19 protein-coding genes, 3 tRNA genes and 1 rRNA gene are annotated in these 15,535 nt (G+C 35.4%); 8 read left to right on the top strand and 15 right to left on the bottom strand.

Annotation, left to right across the window (positions count from 1 at the left end):
• Positions 1-53 precede the first annotated feature (53 nt).
• Positions 54-1,085, bottom strand: a complete 1,032-nt coding sequence (locus ACWODM_RS09870) for an acyltransferase family protein (protein ID WP_455321214.1) — start codon at positions 1,083-1,085, stop codon at positions 54-56.
• A 150-nt stretch (positions 1,086-1,235) separates the two neighbouring features.
• On the opposite strand from ACWODM_RS09870, the gene ACWODM_RS09865 reads away from it, so the two are divergent.
• Together ACWODM_RS09865 and ACWODM_RS09860 are read left to right on the top strand one after the other, a co-directional pair.
• A complete protein-coding gene (locus ACWODM_RS09865; protein ID WP_455321213.1) occupies positions 1,236-1,622 on the top strand; it encodes a GntR family transcriptional regulator in 387 nt (128 codons plus the stop codon).
• The gene (locus ACWODM_RS09860) at positions 1,622-3,007 is read left to right on the top strand and encodes a PH domain-containing protein (protein ID WP_455321212.1); all 1,386 of its coding nucleotides are present in this window, start codon (positions 1,622-1,624) and stop codon (positions 3,005-3,007) included. The genes ACWODM_RS09865 and ACWODM_RS09860 overlap by 1 nt, the downstream gene beginning before the upstream one ends.
• Before the next feature lie 46 nt (positions 3,008-3,053).
• On the opposite strand, the gene ACWODM_RS09855 is transcribed toward ACWODM_RS09860, so the two are convergent.
• A tRNA-Asn gene (locus tag ACWODM_RS09855) sits at positions 3,054-3,127 on the bottom strand.
• 164 nt (positions 3,128-3,291) lie between these two features.
• Here ACWODM_RS09855 and ACWODM_RS09850 point away from each other — a divergent pair.
• Positions 3,292-3,792, top strand: a complete 501-nt coding sequence (locus ACWODM_RS09850) for an N-acetyltransferase family protein (RefSeq protein ID WP_455321211.1) — start codon at positions 3,292-3,294, stop codon at positions 3,790-3,792.
• Positions 3,793-3,834: 42 nt separating this feature from the next.
• Here ACWODM_RS09850 and map read toward each other — a convergent pair whose 3' ends face one another.
• The 6 genes from map to ACWODM_RS09820 form a co-directional block, all read right to left on the bottom strand.
• Positions 3,835-4,602, bottom strand: a complete 768-nt coding sequence (gene map / locus ACWODM_RS09845; protein WP_455321210.1) for a type I methionyl aminopeptidase — start codon at positions 4,600-4,602, stop codon at positions 3,835-3,837.
• Positions 4,603-4,814: 212 nt separating this feature from the next.
• Positions 4,815-5,441, bottom strand: coding sequence for an ABC-2 transporter permease (locus ACWODM_RS09840; RefSeq protein WP_455321209.1), 627 nt, complete (start codon positions 5,439-5,441; stop codon positions 4,815-4,817).
• On the bottom strand, positions 5,438-5,893 hold the full coding sequence (locus ACWODM_RS09835) for a hypothetical protein (RefSeq protein WP_455321208.1): 456 nt from the start codon (positions 5,891-5,893) through the stop codon (positions 5,438-5,440). Before ACWODM_RS09835 ends, ACWODM_RS09840 begins: the two co-directional genes overlap by 4 nt.
• Before the next feature lie 2 nt (positions 5,894-5,895).
• Positions 5,896-6,300 carry an ATP-binding cassette domain-containing protein gene (locus tag ACWODM_RS09830; protein WP_455321207.1) on the bottom strand — a complete coding sequence of 135 codons (405 nt, stop codon included), beginning with the start codon at positions 6,298-6,300 and terminating at the stop codon, positions 5,896-5,898.
• Between the two features lie 166 nt (positions 6,301-6,466).
• Positions 6,467-7,828, bottom strand: coding sequence for an MATE family efflux transporter (locus ACWODM_RS09825; protein ID WP_455321206.1), 1,362 nt, complete (start codon positions 7,826-7,828; stop codon positions 6,467-6,469).
• 9 nt (positions 7,829-7,837) lie between these two features.
• On the bottom strand, positions 7,838-8,119 hold the full coding sequence (locus ACWODM_RS09820) for a metal-sensitive transcriptional regulator (protein WP_270288493.1): 282 nt from the start codon (positions 8,117-8,119) through the stop codon (positions 7,838-7,840).
• Between the two features lie 210 nt (positions 8,120-8,329).
• On the opposite strand from ACWODM_RS09820, the gene ACWODM_RS09815 reads away from it, so the two are divergent.
• From ACWODM_RS09815 to ACWODM_RS09795, 5 genes are all read left to right on the top strand, one after another.
• On the top strand, positions 8,330-8,695 hold the full coding sequence (locus ACWODM_RS09815) for an ArsR/SmtB family transcription factor (protein ID WP_455321205.1): 366 nt from the start codon (positions 8,330-8,332) through the stop codon (positions 8,693-8,695).
• A complete protein-coding gene (locus tag ACWODM_RS09810) occupies positions 8,688-10,796 on the top strand; it encodes a heavy metal translocating P-type ATPase (protein ID WP_455321204.1) in 2,109 nt (702 codons plus the stop codon). Before ACWODM_RS09815 ends, ACWODM_RS09810 begins: the two co-directional genes overlap by 8 nt.
• Positions 10,797-10,980: 184 nt before the next feature.
• The gene (locus ACWODM_RS09805) at positions 10,981-11,157 is read left to right on the top strand and encodes a DUF6440 family protein (RefSeq protein WP_455321203.1); all 177 of its coding nucleotides are present in this window, start codon (positions 10,981-10,983) and stop codon (positions 11,155-11,157) included.
• A gap of 126 nt (positions 11,158-11,283) precedes the next feature.
• On the top strand, positions 11,284-11,604 hold the full coding sequence (locus ACWODM_RS09800) for a DUF6442 family protein (RefSeq protein ID WP_455321202.1): 321 nt from the start codon (positions 11,284-11,286) through the stop codon (positions 11,602-11,604).
• Positions 11,605-11,634: 30 nt separating this feature from the next.
• Entirely contained in the window at positions 11,635-11,841 is a 207-nt protein-coding gene (locus ACWODM_RS09795; protein WP_455321201.1) for a helix-turn-helix transcriptional regulator, read from the top strand.
• A 208-nt stretch (positions 11,842-12,049) separates the two neighbouring features.
• Here the strand turns inward: ACWODM_RS09795 and ACWODM_RS09790 are convergent, their stop codons facing one another.
• The 7 genes from ACWODM_RS09790 to rrf form a co-directional block, all read right to left on the bottom strand.
• A complete protein-coding gene (locus ACWODM_RS09790; RefSeq protein ID WP_455321200.1) occupies positions 12,050-12,952 on the bottom strand; it encodes an NAD(P)/FAD-dependent oxidoreductase in 903 nt (300 codons plus the stop codon).
• Positions 12,953-13,021: 69 nt separating this feature from the next.
• Positions 13,022-13,435, bottom strand: coding sequence for an RrF2 family transcriptional regulator (locus ACWODM_RS09785; protein ID WP_455321199.1), 414 nt, complete (start codon positions 13,433-13,435; stop codon positions 13,022-13,024).
• 228 nt (positions 13,436-13,663) lie between these two features.
• Positions 13,664-13,736, bottom strand: a tRNA-Thr gene (locus tag ACWODM_RS09780).
• A gap of 96 nt (positions 13,737-13,832) precedes the next feature.
• Positions 13,833-14,576 carry an HAD-IIB family hydrolase gene (locus ACWODM_RS09775; protein WP_455321198.1) on the bottom strand — a complete coding sequence of 248 codons (744 nt, stop codon included), beginning with the start codon at positions 14,574-14,576 and terminating at the stop codon, positions 13,833-13,835.
• A gap of 14 nt (positions 14,577-14,590) precedes the next feature.
• Positions 14,591-15,232, bottom strand: coding sequence for an HAD hydrolase-like protein (locus ACWODM_RS09770; RefSeq protein ID WP_455321197.1), 642 nt, complete (start codon positions 15,230-15,232; stop codon positions 14,591-14,593).
• A 91-nt stretch (positions 15,233-15,323) separates the two neighbouring features.
• A tRNA-Asn gene (locus ACWODM_RS09765) sits at positions 15,324-15,397 on the bottom strand.
• A 12-nt stretch (positions 15,398-15,409) separates the two neighbouring features.
• A 5S ribosomal RNA gene (rrf, locus tag ACWODM_RS09760) occupies positions 15,410-15,525 on the bottom strand.
• Between the last annotated feature and the right edge of the window lie 10 nt (positions 15,526-15,535).

Here is a 15,535-nt window from a genome sequence, read left to right as displayed (position 1 = left end):
TTGTTTTCACTTCTTTCATTTTACGCTTCCTTTTTTTGAAAAACAAGCATTCACTATAACTTGTAGGTCGTCTCTTTTTTGACTGGACGATTGGTTTCAAGCAAGCGTTGATCCAGTCCAGCATAAAGCTGTCCCACAAGATCACTCGAAAGAACATAAGTAAGTGCAACACTGCTGATAAACAAGAGGACAAGTGTCAGAAAATTCAAAGGAATCACCTCTTGGACGTTCAGCCCTCTTAGCCCTTGAACAACAAATCCATGAAGAAGATAAGCAACCAACGTATACTTCCCTCTGGATGTATACTTTTTTTCTTTGGTAGGCACAAGAGCAAAGAAAGCTAAAATACCGATACAAGCAAGGAGTAGTGAAACGACTCGCACCAACGCCCCCCATTCTGGAAAATTCAAAAAGTCTTCATAAGGCTTAGAACCGAAGAAAATATACTTGTTAACTCCGCCGACAATATAGATCACCGCATAAATAATCAAAAAACCTAAAAGAAAGAATTTCTTCTTTGCAGAATCTACAAATCTTTCAACTGTTTCGGCTTGTAAATAGTAACCGATCACAAAAAATGGTAAAAAGACCATGGTTCGTTGTAGGGTCAATTCTCTTCCGATAAAAGGAACGTAGCCTACTAAAAGACTCAGCAAAATACTGACACTGATCCCTACTTTAGGTGGAACCTTTTGGAAAAAGTAGAGGGAAATCTGCCAGAAAAATGCACTGATCAAAAACCACAGGGACCAGTTTGGAATATGGAGCTGAAAAGAAAAGCTCTCCTTCGTACCGAGTAACCAATAAAAGAACGAATAGATCCACTGGAAAAAAATGTAGGGCAAAATAAATTTTTGGAAGCTGATTCGTACCTGCAGACTTTTCTTGTAATCAAAGGATTTCGCGAAATATCCCGAAATTAAAATAAATGCCGGCATATGAAAGGAGTAAATTGTAAAATATAAATCATGTCCCCAGGTGGTTTCCCCCATAAAGGGTTGTAGCAGATGACCAAAAACAACTAAGATCATCAATAAAAACTTTGCGTTATCAAAAAAAGGGACTCTTTTTTTGGATGACATCATACACGCCTGCCTTTCCTAATTATAATCTATACACTAGTATACTAAAGAATTATTACAGTGTAATTTCATTTGGTCAAAAGAAAACAACATTTCTTTTACTTGCTTTTATATCATTTGTATTATAACATTTAATACAAAGAGGTGGAACACATGTTATTTGAAATCAATCCCTTTGGTTCAGAGCCTATTTACAAACAGCTCTGTGATCAAATTATTCTAGGAATCGCTAAAAATCAATTGCCAGCAGGTACGCTACTTCCTTCTGTTCGATCGTTAGCGGATGAATTAGGCGTCAACCCTATGACCGTTTCCAAAGCCTATCATTTATTGAAAGAAGATGGCTATCTTATGACCGATCGCCGTAATGGTACAGTGATCACACAACAAAAATCCTTTACTCCGGATAAAGAAGCTGCCTATTCACATCAGCTTTCACTGTTACTGGCTGAAGGTTACCTTCACCAGCGGTCGAAAGAAAACATTTTAAAAGAGGTGGAATACTATCTCAATTCTTACGAAAAAGGAGCGAACGAGTAATGAATTACTTTTTTATTGTTTTACTGATTGCCGTCTATTTCATCCAGGCATTTACTTTAGGTCTAGCTGGAAAGCCGCACAATCAAGTTATTTTAGAGAATACTCTGGACACTGAACACTTGTTTCATCCGGAGGTCACAGCATTGGCAACAGTATATAAGAAGCAATTATTTGCTATCGCTATTTTGTTCAGTTTTTTGACATTGCCTTTGTTCTTTTTTACTTACGAATCACTTATCATGACCTTTTTTTGGTTTTTACTGTTGGGCTCGATAGGTTCGATGTTCTTTTGTAGAATCTACTATATTCGCCAAATGCATCGATTGATTGTTGAAAAGGAATGGCTCCTACCGGTAAAACCACTTTTGGTCGATACTCAATTGATTCTTCAAAAAAACAAAAAAATGGTTTCTGGACTTTGGTTCTTACCACCATTTCTCGTCTGGATCGCTGGAAGCATCTATACCTTGGCTTTGACTACTTTTGATGGCGCCTGGTTGTTAGTGCTTCTGGCTGCCTTACTATTGCTTTTGTCCTTTGGTAGTTGGATCATCGTAGGCAAACTGCCGGTTCGTCCTTTGACAGAAGACCGTCAGATCAATCAGCAGTACAATGATTTGACCAAGCATCATTGGTCTTTCTTGATGCTTTCGACCAGCTGGATCTTACCTCTTCTCTTGTTCTTTCCTGCGATCGGAATCCTACTTTCTAGCACAATGGAAAACCTACTGTTCATCCTGCTGCTAGTGATCGTTTTTCTTTGGACCGGGTTTACCTTTTGGTATTTGCTCTCTCTAAGAAAAAAACAGGATCAACTACTGGCACAGGTTCCTAGCTATCGTTATCTGGGTGATGATCAATACTGGCGTTTTGGTATTTATAATAATCCTCACGATTCGCGACTCTTTTTACCAGACCGAATCGGCATGAACATGGGGATCAATTTTGGACGACCTATTGGAAAACTCTTACTGGGACTTACAGGTCTTCTGATCACAGCAGCGATGCTCTTTACGATTATTCCTGCCTATCTGTATGATTTCACCTCAGATCCCTTTCAATTGGAGGTTAGTCAACAGCAGGTAGAGATCACGGCTCCCTTTGCACCTACAGCGGATTTTTCTCTTGAAGACATCAGCAAGCTCGAATTAGTCGACGATGTGACAGGGAGTATCATTCGGACAAACGGTTCCTCCTCCACCAACTATTCAACAGGCAGGTATCGTGTCGATGGCAAAGCTGCCTTCTTCTATATCAATCATCGTTCTTCACCTATTTTGCACATCGAAACGGATGAGCGTGATTATTACTACACCAATAAAGTACCCGAAAAGACTAAGGAAATTTACGAGCAGCTCCAGAGTCAAGAGAGTCAGGAAAAATAGAAAAAAAAAGGAACAAAAGTCTAGATGACTTTTGTTCCTTTTGGGACTCCGGCAGTAGGACTCGAACCTACGACATCATGATTAACAGTCATGCGCTACTACCAACTGAGCTATGCCGGATTAACTATAGAAGTATCATAGCAATTTTTTATCTTTCAGGCAAGCCAATTTTTTACTTTTTTGATTTTAAAATCCTTCAAGAAAGCCTACTTGTTCTGTATTGTCTTTTGATGCTACACTACATACAAAAGAACTGATTCAAAAGAATCTTCAGGAGGAATACCATGTCTATTTTTATCAGAGAATATCAAGAAAATGATTTAGAACAAATGAGAAAAATCTGGAATCAAGTAGTTGATGAAGGAGTCGCCTTCCCTCAGGAAAATCAGCTAACTCTGCCAGATGCCGAAGAATTTTTTGCTGAGCAGACCTTTACTGGTGTGGCAGATGAAGAAGGTGTAATCGTCGGTCTTTATATCCTACATCCCAATAATGTCGGTCGTTGTGGGCACATTGGAAACTCCTCTTATGCTGTTGATAATCAACAACGTGGCAAAAAAATCGGTCAAAAATTGGTAGAGGCTTCCATCGAACAAGCTGCGAAAGAAGGCTTCCGAATCTTGCAATTCAATGCAGTTGTTGCTACGAATACCGGAGCTATCCACCTCTATCAAAAACTCGGTTTTACCCAGCTAGGCCCGATTCCTGAAGGCTTTCGTCTTAAAGATGGACACTATGCAGATATTTACCCTTTTTATTTAACACTTGATCAAGCTGGTCATTGATTCGATGATCTACCCTTTTTTTCAACGACTCAAGACAAACAGCTAAACCAATAGAAGCTCTTTGTCTTGTTCAGTCATAATGATCGGACCACTGCTGGTCAACGCAATAGAGTGTTCGTATTGAGCACAGTAGCTTTTGTCGATCGTCCGAGCGGTCCAACCGTTTGAATCCATTTTCATTCTCCATGAACCAGTAGTAATCATTGGTTCGATCGTAATAGTCATTCCCTCTTTTAATCGTGCTCCCTTACCTGCGAGTCCTACATGAGGAAAGAAGGGTTCTTCGTGAATCGAGGGACCAATACCATGGGCAATAAAATCTCTAACTACTCCGTACCCTTTTGATTCAGCATATGTCTGAATAGCGTGTCCAATATCTCCTACACGATTACCAACGATCGCTTGTTCAATTCCTACATATAAAGCTTCCTTTGTCACTTTCATAAGATCAGCATGAGCCTGGCTAATCTCACCTACAGCATAAGTCCAACAACTATCAGAAATCGCGCCGTGATAATCCACGCAGAAATCTACACTGACAATATCTCCCGATTTCAATTGATAATTAGACGGGAATCCATGACAAATTTCGTCGTTCACACTGATACACGTAGCATATTTATAGCCTTCAAAACCAATCTGTGCGGGTATAGCACCAGCACCTTCAATTTTTTGATGAACGAATTTATTAATCTCATTCGTAGAAATACCTGGAAGAATAAGGCTCCGTAATTGTTGGTGAATCCCTGCCAAGATAGCTCCAGATTTCTTCATTTCGTTAATTTCTCTGTTCGATTTTAAGGTGATCATTAATTCTCTCCTTCAGTTGAATGGTCGTATAATTAATCAAGTCTTCGTAATAATTTAAAGGTAACTATTTTTATCAAACTTCTTAACGTAGTATAGATAAACATCTGATAAATGTCAAAAATCAGCGTCTATCAAGAGTAGCTATACGAAAAGAAAGCCCCCCTTAGAATTTGGAGGATCTTTCTCATCCTGTCACTATTTAGTAGCTTTCTTTATAAAAAATGATAGACTAATTTTTTGGAACTAATGAACCATGAAAAGAAAAATAATCCAATACTAATTATCACAATCCCCATATAAAAATGGGAAATTTTTATCGATAATTCTAATAGGTTGAATACTAAATAGTTTAAACCCGCAAATATTCCCGAAGTTAGTAGATATGAAATCACCATGACTACAATAGATTTTTCTGCATCAAAAACATAGGACAAAGGAATACTAAAAGCACCCGGCAACATACTCATGACCACTGCTAAAGTTAGATACAGTGGCAGATCCTCCAATAACAAATTATTGAATATTCTTCCAAAAAGGATACTCAGACCCAACCCTAGTAATAAACCAGTTATACTCAATAACAGATATACTATATATTTGTTAGAAATAATTTGTCCTTTTGAAACCGGAAGTACTACAGAAAAATCCTCCCATTTCGAAGTTTTATCCATTGATATTGTCGTGATAACATTTAAGCTCAATGCTGTAGTTACTATAACTGTAAATAACCATGGCGTTAAGTTATATGAAAATACAGCTCCCATAATCACTGTTGATAATGCCGGAATCATTATCAATTTTTTCATTAGATATAAATCTTTAATTATTAATCCTTTCATAGTTGCTCCCCCTTGATGTATAAGGTTAAAATGTCGTCTATTGATGCATTTTGTAGGTTTTCTGATGGATACTTTTCAGTAAACTGCTCTTTGTTGTTAATCAGCACTTCCCATGAGTCTTTGTTTTTTCGAAATGAGAAGATATCTGTTTGATCGATTTCATCAAATGGATTTTTATTTGTCCTAAGTACACCATAGTTCTGAACTAATTTTTCTTTAGACTCTGTAAAAACCATGTTTCCTTTGTGGATGAATACTAAATAATCTGCAATTTTTTCTAAATCACTAGAAATATGTGAAGACAACAAAATGGAATTTTCTTTGTTTTTCACGAAAGAATGAAAAATATCCAATACCTCTTCCCGAACAATTGGATCTAATCCACTCGTCGCTTCATCAAGAATAAGTAACTTTGGATGGTGAGAAAGTGCAATAGCAATCGAAGTCTTCATTTTCATTCCTTTAGAAAATTCAGAGATTGGCTTCTTTTTAGAAAGTGAAAACTGACCAACACATTTAAAAAATACTTTTCATCCCAACCATCATAAATATTTTTAAAAATAGTATTCAATTGATTGACTGTTAAAGTATCCGGCAAATTTCCTCCGTCAAATACAACTCCAATCTGATTCTTTGCTAAATTGGTTAGATTCTCTAAAATTTCCCCAAAAACAATGACATTCCCTGAATCTTTTTTAACAAGATTATGAATAATATTTAACGTCGTACTCTTTCCAGCACCGTTTTGTCCAATTAATCCTACGATAGTTCCTCGGGGAATAGACAAAGAGATATTATCTAGTTCAAAATCAAGATAGCTCTTTTTCAGATTATTTACTTCTAGTAAGTTTACACTCATAAACGATAAGCTCCTTAAATTTCATTTTTTGATAAGTTTTATTGTCAATCGAATTATATACTCGATAAGTAAACTTGTCAATATTTTCCATTATTGTCACTTTTCTATTTAAATGGCAACTTTTTAATCGCTAAATGGCAAAAACAAGTAATAAAAAATCACTTGTTTAGGAAGGTATTTCGTTATTGTTATTTAAAATTTGGATATTTCGTCTGAAACGATAGATTAAAAAAAGTGAACGTATATATAAATCAATCCCAATTGCTAACCACACTCCAGCAATCCCTAAATCCAATATATTTCCTAAAAGTATTACGCCTAATATGCGTGTGACCCACATTCCAAATGCAGTACTGTATAATGGGGTTTTAGTATCTCCCATTCCTTGGAGTACTCCAGCTAATATTAGACTGATAGCTAGTCCTGGTTGATTAAATGCGTCAATTCTAAGCGCAATAACAATTTGCTTTATTGCCTCAGCATCTGAGGTAAACCAAGGTGCAATATATGGCGTACAAAAAAACAATCCCACACCAAGCATACTTAAAACAATCACGCCGTATTTAACCGCATAAAATGCAACACGTTTTGTTTCCACATAGTCTTTTTTTCCAATACTATTCCCTGCCAAAGTTGCTGCGGCGGTAGCTAATCCATAAGCTGGCATGTAAACAAAACTTTCAATGCTGCCGGCAATCGAGTGAGCTGAATAAGTTTTTGCCCCAATAGCAACAATCAATCCAAAATACAATACTTGTCCTAAACGCATAACCAAGCGTTCTAAAGCAGCAGGAAAAGAAAGATTAAGTAATTCTTGATAACTACTTCGTTGAAAGATTGAGCGAAAAGAAAAAGAAAGAACCGTCGATTGTACTTTTCGATACAATAAAATAGTGCCTAGTAATCTTGCCACTAATGTACCTATCGCTGTTCCTGCTACACCCAAAGCCGGTATAGGACCTAATCCAAATATCAATATATAGTCTAGAACAATATTGAGGATATTGGTAATAAGCCCGATTTTCATAGGAGACTTCGTGTCTCCTAGTGCTCTTAATATACTTCCCAATAAAATCATTATGGCAATAGTGACTGATCCACCACCTACTATACTAAAAAACTGTAAGGAATAGTTGAACGTCTGCTTTGTTGCACCCATCATTTTTAAAAGCTGTGGACCTATAAGAAGACTAGCTAACCCTAGACATAAGCCGGAGACGATTGCTAATAGTAAAGATTGCTTAGCAATCAATTTTGCTTTTTCACTATTATCCGCGCCTATATATCTTGAAATCAAAGAAGAAGTTCCTATTCCTAAAGCAATAAAGACAGCAATATATACATTTAATATAGCATTTGCTATTCCTACCCCTGCCACAGCAAATAACCCAATTTGGGAAATCATTAAAGAATCAATGAAACCTACAGAGGTTTCTAAAATATTTTCAACTGTAGCAGGAAGTGCTAGTTTGATCAGCTTCTTTTTTATGTTCAAATCAGAGTTAGATTCAATTTCTGTTGAATTCATCTATATCACTCAATTCATTTTATTATATTGATTGATTACACGTTTTAATGTTTCCATCTCTTTCGTCAAATCAGAACCTTCACTAACATGCATTAACGAATGATCTGCTTGAGCTTCCAAAAGAATCTGACTAATTTTTTGAATAGCCGATCGTGCAGAGTTTAACTGGATCAAAATATCTGCATAGTCTTTATCCGAATTTACCATTTTCTTGATACCGGCTACTTGTCCTTCAATTTTATTCAGTCGTTTGATTAGCTCTTCGTTATGGTGCTCAATTAAATGTGACATATGATAACTCCTAAAAATATATTTATGGGGGTGCCCCCCACCCCTAATAATATATATCCTAAAAAGTGAATTGTCAAAGATTGTCAAAGAGTGAATAGTGTACAGAAAATCTCGATTTACTGCACACTTTTTCATTCAAATTAATACTTGACTATCAATTTGAATCGCGTTACTATATAATCAAATATATATTTGAATGAGGTGTTTACCATGAGTAAAGGAACTTGTGATGTTGATTTAATCCATGTTGAAGATGTAAATGATTGTAAGCAAGAATTAGAGACTAACGATTTTAATATTCTGTTAACTCAATTAAAACTAATTGCTGATGAAAAAAGATTTAAAATATTAAAAAGTTTAACGATTAAAGAGGAACTTTGTGTTTGCGATTTGGCTAACATTTTAAATGCAACTATCGCTAATACATCCCATCATTTACAACAATTAAAAAAAGTTGGTGCAGTTGATTCTAGAAAAGAAGGTAAATTATTGTATTATCGACTGAAGAATAGGGAACTTGTAGATATTATTGAGTTTGGAATGACCTTAAATAAAGGAGCTGATATTCATGTCTAGTAAAGAATATAGAGTAGAGGGACTTAGTTGTCCTGACTGTTCAGCTAAATTTGAAAAGAATGTTAAGGAACTACCTGAAGTAACAGATGCTAAAGTAAGTTTTAGCGTGGGTAAAATATCTGTCACAGGTGATGTTTCGATTGAAGAAATTGAAAAAGCAGGAGCATTTGAAAAGCTAAAAATAATTGATGAATCAGCTGTTAAAACAGATACTGAAGATGCCAAAAAGAATAAAATTAAAGAAAACTGGACATTAATTGTTTCAATCATTTTAATTATAAGTGCTTTTATTTACCAGAGTTTTTATGGTGAAACAGCACCTGTAACAATTGGTCTATATGTTACAGCTATCTTGATTGGTGGTTTTAGTTTATTCAAAGAAGGCATAACCGACTTGTTGAAACTTAATTTTTCAATGCAAGCTTTGATGACAATAGCTATTATCGGAGCATCTATAATAGGTCAATGGTCTGAAGGGTCTATTGTGGTTATTCTATTCGCCGTTAGTGAAGCCTTAGAAAAATTTTCAATGGACAAAGCTAGACAATCAATTCGCTCATTAATGGATATCGCTCCTAAAGAAGCTTTGGTTATCCGTGATGGTGTTGAGGAATTAATCCATGTTAATGAGATAAAAGTAAATGATATTATGATTATTAAACCTGGACAAAAGATTGCAATGGATGGTGTGATTGTAACTGGTCGTTCATCAGTTAACCAAGCAGCAATCACTGGTGAATCAGTTCCAATAGAAAAAAAAGTTGATGATGAAGTTTTTGCAGGAACTTTAAATGAGGAAGGACTATTAGAAGTTAAAGTAACCAAGCTAGTCACGGACTCAACGATTGCTAAGATTATTCATTTAGTGGAAGAAGCACAAGACGAACGTGCACCAGCACAGGCTTTTGTTGATAAATTTGCTAAGTACTACACACCTGCTATTATGCTGATTGCCCTATTAGTAGTTGTTGTCCCACCTTTATTCTTTGGTGGAGATTGGAATACTTGGCTATACCAAGGATTATCTTTACTTGTTGTTGGCTGCCCATGTTCCTTAGTTATCTCAACACCTGTTTCTATCGTTTCAGCAATTAGTAATGCTGCTAAAAATGGCGTTCTGATTAAAGGCGGTATTTACTTAGAAGAAGTTGGTGGACTTAAAGCAATTGCCTTTGACAAAACTGGTACATTAACTGAAGGTGAGCCTGCTGTAACTGATTATATGTCAGTAGATACTTCTAAAGAATCAGATAATTTTATGAAAATAGCTGCTTTGGAATCATATTCACAACACCCCTTAGCTTCAGCTATTATGAAAGAGTTAAGTCATAGAAAATTATCAATAGATCATATAACTATTGATAATTTCACTTCTATTACTGGAAAAGGCGTTCAAGCAGATATTGATGGAGTTACCTATTTTATCGGAAGTTCAAAATTGTTTGATACAGAACTTAATCAAAATCAGAGTCTCAAAGCTCAATATGAGTTACTTCAAAAAGAAGGAAAAACGGCTATGATTTTTGGAACAGCAACAGAAATACTTGCTATTATTGCTGTTGCTGATAAATTGAGAGAAACAAGTCAATCTGTTATCAATCAGTTGCATCAAGCAGGAATCAAACATACAATTATGTTGACTGGTGATAATCAACATACAGCTCAAGCAATCGGACAAGAGGTTGGTGTAACTGATATAAAAGGTGATTTAATGCCACAAGATAAGTTAGACTACATCAAATCACTTAAAAATGACTATTTAAAAGTAGCTATGATTGGTGATGGTGTTAATGACGCTCCTGCACTCGCGGCAGCAAGTGTTGGTATTGCAATGGGTGGCACTGGAACAGATACAGCTTTAGAGACTGCAGATATCGCTTTAATGGGTGATGATTTAGAAAAATTACCATTCTTGATTCGCCTTAGTCGAAAAACATTGAGTATTATTAAACAGAACATTACGTTATCTTTAGTATTAAAATTATTAGCTTTGCTACTTATTATTCCAGGTTGGTTAACATTATGGCTAGCTATTGTAGCAGATATGGGAGCTACTATATTCGTTACTTTAAATGGATTACGGTTAATGAAAATTAAATAGCAAAAAATAAATGGTTCTTTCTATGTAAAATAGAAAGTGCCATTTATTTATTTATACATTGCCAAATAAAACTAAAATTGACACATTATCAATAAAAAGACAAAGTAATTGACAAGAAAACTTATCACTATTATACTAACAATTGATAAGTTTTATTGTCAACAAAAGAGAAAGGAGACTCATTATGGCAAAGAAAAGCAGATTTGATGTGGATCCTGTTGCTATGGAAGGATCAGGTATGACTTCGGTCATCACCGATAAAGAAACAGGTGTTCAGTATTTACTAGTTATCTATCCAAATCTTGGATCAGGTATGTCGGTTCTTGTTGATGCAGATGGTCAACCACTTTTAAAAAAATAAATTTTTTTAGTATGAGCTGTTCTTATAAATTCAAAATTTAGAACAGCTTATACGTTTTTACATAGAACTTGTTTATTTATATGATAAAATAACTCTTAGAAAATATGATTAAAAGGATGGGTATTTATGAACAAAGATGAAATATTATCAAAAAGTAGAAAAGAACATACTAAAAACGATCCGTACACACTTGAAATTCAAGGTATAGCAAATCGAATAGGCGGATTGGTAGCAATAATTTTAGCTACTCTATTTTTTATTCTTCAATCAATAGCGGATCAAGGATTTAATTTTGGACTATATGCTATTTTACTTGGTTATGGAAGTGCCGATTTCTTTACAAAATACTACTATTTAAAAAAGAAAGGCTATCTATTTTTTGCTATCATCTATCTAATACTAGCGATTGTCTTATCTGTCTTTCATATTAAGCAATTATTAGTTTAGAAATAACTAGGATCGTTAGGAGTGTAATTAATGGATGAGAAACTTATTCTAAAAAACAAATTAAAAGAGGTACGAACTGAAAAAAATTTATCACAAGCAAAATTAGCCGAGCTTGTTGGTGTCTCCCGAACAACCATTAGTTCGATCGAAACCGGACAATTTAGTCCCACTGCAAAGTTAGCTCTAATCTTATGTATTGCATTAGATAAAAAATTTGAAGAGATATTTTATTTTTAAGTACTTGAGTTCTTTTTACCTATTCTCATATTTTAAGCACTGATTCTGTTAAACCTGATGTCAAAGACAGTTTAAAATTTGTAAGAAAACCATCTATTCTACATTTTATTGCTGTCCTTGACATTCCAATACCTACATTTCAACTACATTTTCATTTAGCTGATTGAATTGCTTTATATGTTCTGTGCTTCCACTCTCTTCTTTTTCTTTATATTTCTTGAAAAGCTTCCTCACTAGATTCAAAGATGATTCCTGCACCAGCCATATGTCCTTGGCTTGCAGAAACAATCAATTGAGAAGGACCAGTTATTTCTCCGGCGGCATAAATTCCTTTTATGTTTGTGTGTCCCATGACATCCGTCATAATAAATCCCGCTTCGTTGACTGCTATCCCTAATTGTTCAATAAATGGCAGATTATTATTGAATTCTGTCGTACAGAACCCACCCTCTCTTTTGATTTCTTCTCCATTTTCGAAGACAACGCTTTGAAGTTCTCCATCTACCCCTTTTAGTTCAATAATCCTTTCTTCTATTAGACGAATATTATTTATTCCTAAAATTCTTTTTTGCTCCTCATCAAAAACTGTTTTTTTATTCGTTGCAATAATAAGATCATCCGTCCAGTTTTTTAATAATTTAGTAATATGCATAGCTTGAACTGATTCCGTTAGAAGGATCAAAGGTTTGTCTTTCATTTCCCATCCGTCACAGAAAGGACAAGAGAAAATACTACTTCCATAATAGTTTTCAATTCCTTTAATATCTGGTAGTGTTTCTTTCACACCTGTGGCTAAAACAATATTTTTAGTACTGATTTTTTCCTCTGACTCGGTAGTCAATTTAAAAGAACCTTCCAAAGATTTTTCAATGGATATGATTTTTCCCTTTTTGATAGAAATGGTCGGATATCTCAGTAAATCTCTTCTACCTTTTTCCCTAAAATCCTCTGGCTTAATACCATCTCTCGTTAAAAATGCATGACTTTCATTAGTTACAGCATTTCTTGGCTTCTCTTCATCGATAAGAAGTACCTGTTTCTTCCCTCGTGCAGTAACTAAAGCCGCACCCATTCCTGCAGGTCCTCCACCAATTATTACAACATCAATCATTTTTTATCCTCCTATAAAATCCATTAAAGATCTTTAATATCTATAATTAAAACAAAAATTAGTAATACACTAATTTTTTTCTTGCCCTTGTTTCAAAATATCTGCAATTGTTTTACATGCTAGTTCATTTTTCAGTTTATCTTCAGCTTCTGCTACTGCACGTTGGATCAAGCATTCTCTATTCCACTTACCTTCATGAGACATTGTACAGTTCAGTAAAGATTCATATCCTTCTATCGCCTGAATGATATCAAGAAATGTACATTCATTTGGTGAACGCAATAAACGATATCCTCCCTTTACTCCAGGAGTCGACATAATCAATCCAGCTTTTGATAATTTTGTCAGTATTTTTGATAAATACGTGGGTGATAGTTTTTGACGTTGGGCTAAATCCTCTACCTTTACTGCTTCAGTAGTAGATTCCATCGCTAAATGGACCATAGAATGTAAAGCATAATTTGTCGCTTTTGAATATTTCATATTATCCTTCCTTCTAATTAGAGATTCATTTTGTCTTTAATTGAATATAAAGTATATTTAGTTTGAAGTCAACAGATTCTTCTTATTAAGCTTTTATACTAATAATTACTAATAATTTGATTATTTTCCTCACTTTAATAAGGAGATGAATAAGAAAAACTATCAGTGTTCTATTTGATCATCCTCACACCAAAAAAAGACAACGTCCAATTAACGTTGTCTTTTTTAAGCCACCTGTCGGACTCGAACCGACGACCCCCACCTTACCATGGTGGTGCTCTACCAACTGAGCTAAGGCGGCATAGCTATTTAACACAAGTACTAGAATACCTAATATAATAACAAATGTCAACAGGCTGTTTTGCTTTTCTTCAAACAAAAACAACCTGCTTAATTTTCATGCGAGTGACTCTAAAAAATTAGCGATCAGCTTGGGTTCTTTTTTTATCGTTTGCGCAAAAGAGAGTCCCCATTGATCCAATAATTCCTGATTTCCAATAAAATAGCCTTGCTTGGCATAAGTTAACAATTCCAGATCATTCCAGTCATTACCGAATGCTATATACTCTGCAGGCTCAAAATATTCTCTTAAAGTCGAGTATTTATTGATGCCATTAGCAGTGATATCTATATTGCCCTCTTCTCTGTGAATAATTAAAGAAAGTTGAGCTATTTTTTTCAGTTCACCATAGACTTGCTCATATGACTCCAGATTCAATAAAATAATCTTTATCGGCCACTGGACTTGCTCAAGTGGTATATTTTCTGCCAGTTTGTCAGGATCCAGTTGCCTAAAAATAGCATTCGTTTGAGTCACATTTGCTGAATAATTCCAGTCATCATCCACAATGTATTCCAGTTGGTATTTTTGAATGAGCTGTAGAATTTTCTGGTAACTTTTTTCAGGAATCGGTCGAGTCACCTGAATGTTTTCTTTAGCTATAATTGAACCATTACCACCAATCAATGCATTCTTTTTAAATTGACCAACAACTGGAAGTAAATCTCTAATCGGACGTGCTGAAGCAAAGATCAGCTCATGACCTTTCTTTTCCAAGTCCTTAAGTGCCTCTAGAATCAACGGATCGATAGAGACTCCATTGAAACAAATCGTTCCATCTATATCAAATACATATCTCATCTCTCTACTCCATTTTACTGAATGATTTCCAACAGTTCCATAGGTTGTTTGATCAAATGCTTTGCACCGGCTTCACTCAGCTCTTTTTGATCACCAAATCCATACAAAACCCCGATGCTATCCATTTTATTGACCGTTGCACCATGAATATCGTGCTCGCGATCTCCGACCATTACTGCCAGAGAAGGCTCCTTTATTTCTTCTGAAATCAACGCATACTGGATGATGTCTGCTTTTTTAGAGCGCTCACCCTCTAAATCAGCCCCATAAATGGCTTGAAAGTATTGTGAAAAGTTCAAATGATCTAAAATTCGTGTCGCAAAAACTTCTGGCTTCGAAGTCGCAATCAGAAGTGTCTTTTTTTCGGATAAAGCTACCAACGTCTCTGCTATTGCTTGATAAGGCTCCACTAAATACATGGCTTCCTTCTTATACAATTCACGATACCAAAAGACAGCATCTTCTGCTTGTTTTTGAGTAAGACCAATCCTCATAAAGGAATCGTATAACGGTGGACCGACAAACGTTCGTAATATTTCTGAAGAAAGTTTTTCTTGGCCTAGTTTTTCCATTGCATAATTAATAGAAGCAAAGATTCCTTGACTTGAATTAATGATAGTTCCATCTAAATCAAATAAAATCGTTTCTTTTTTCATAACTGCCTCCTCGTTTTATCCATTATACAATATTTTTAAGCATTAAAGACTTTGAGAAATAAAAAAAGAGATAGCAATTTGCTATCTCTAACTCCGGCAGTAGGACTCGAACCTACGACATCATGATTAACAGTCATGCGCTACTACCAACTGAGCTATGCCGGAATAATTAAATCTGCGTGGCGACGTCCTACTCTCACAAGGGGCAACCCCTCACTACAATCGGCGCTAAGAAGCTTAACTTCTGTGTTCGGCATGGGAACAGGTGTATCCTTCTCGCTATCGCCACCACACACATTCGGT

This window comes from Enterococcus olivae, assembly GCF_053760925.1.
This window is presented reverse-complemented; position numbering and strand designations above follow the sequence as displayed.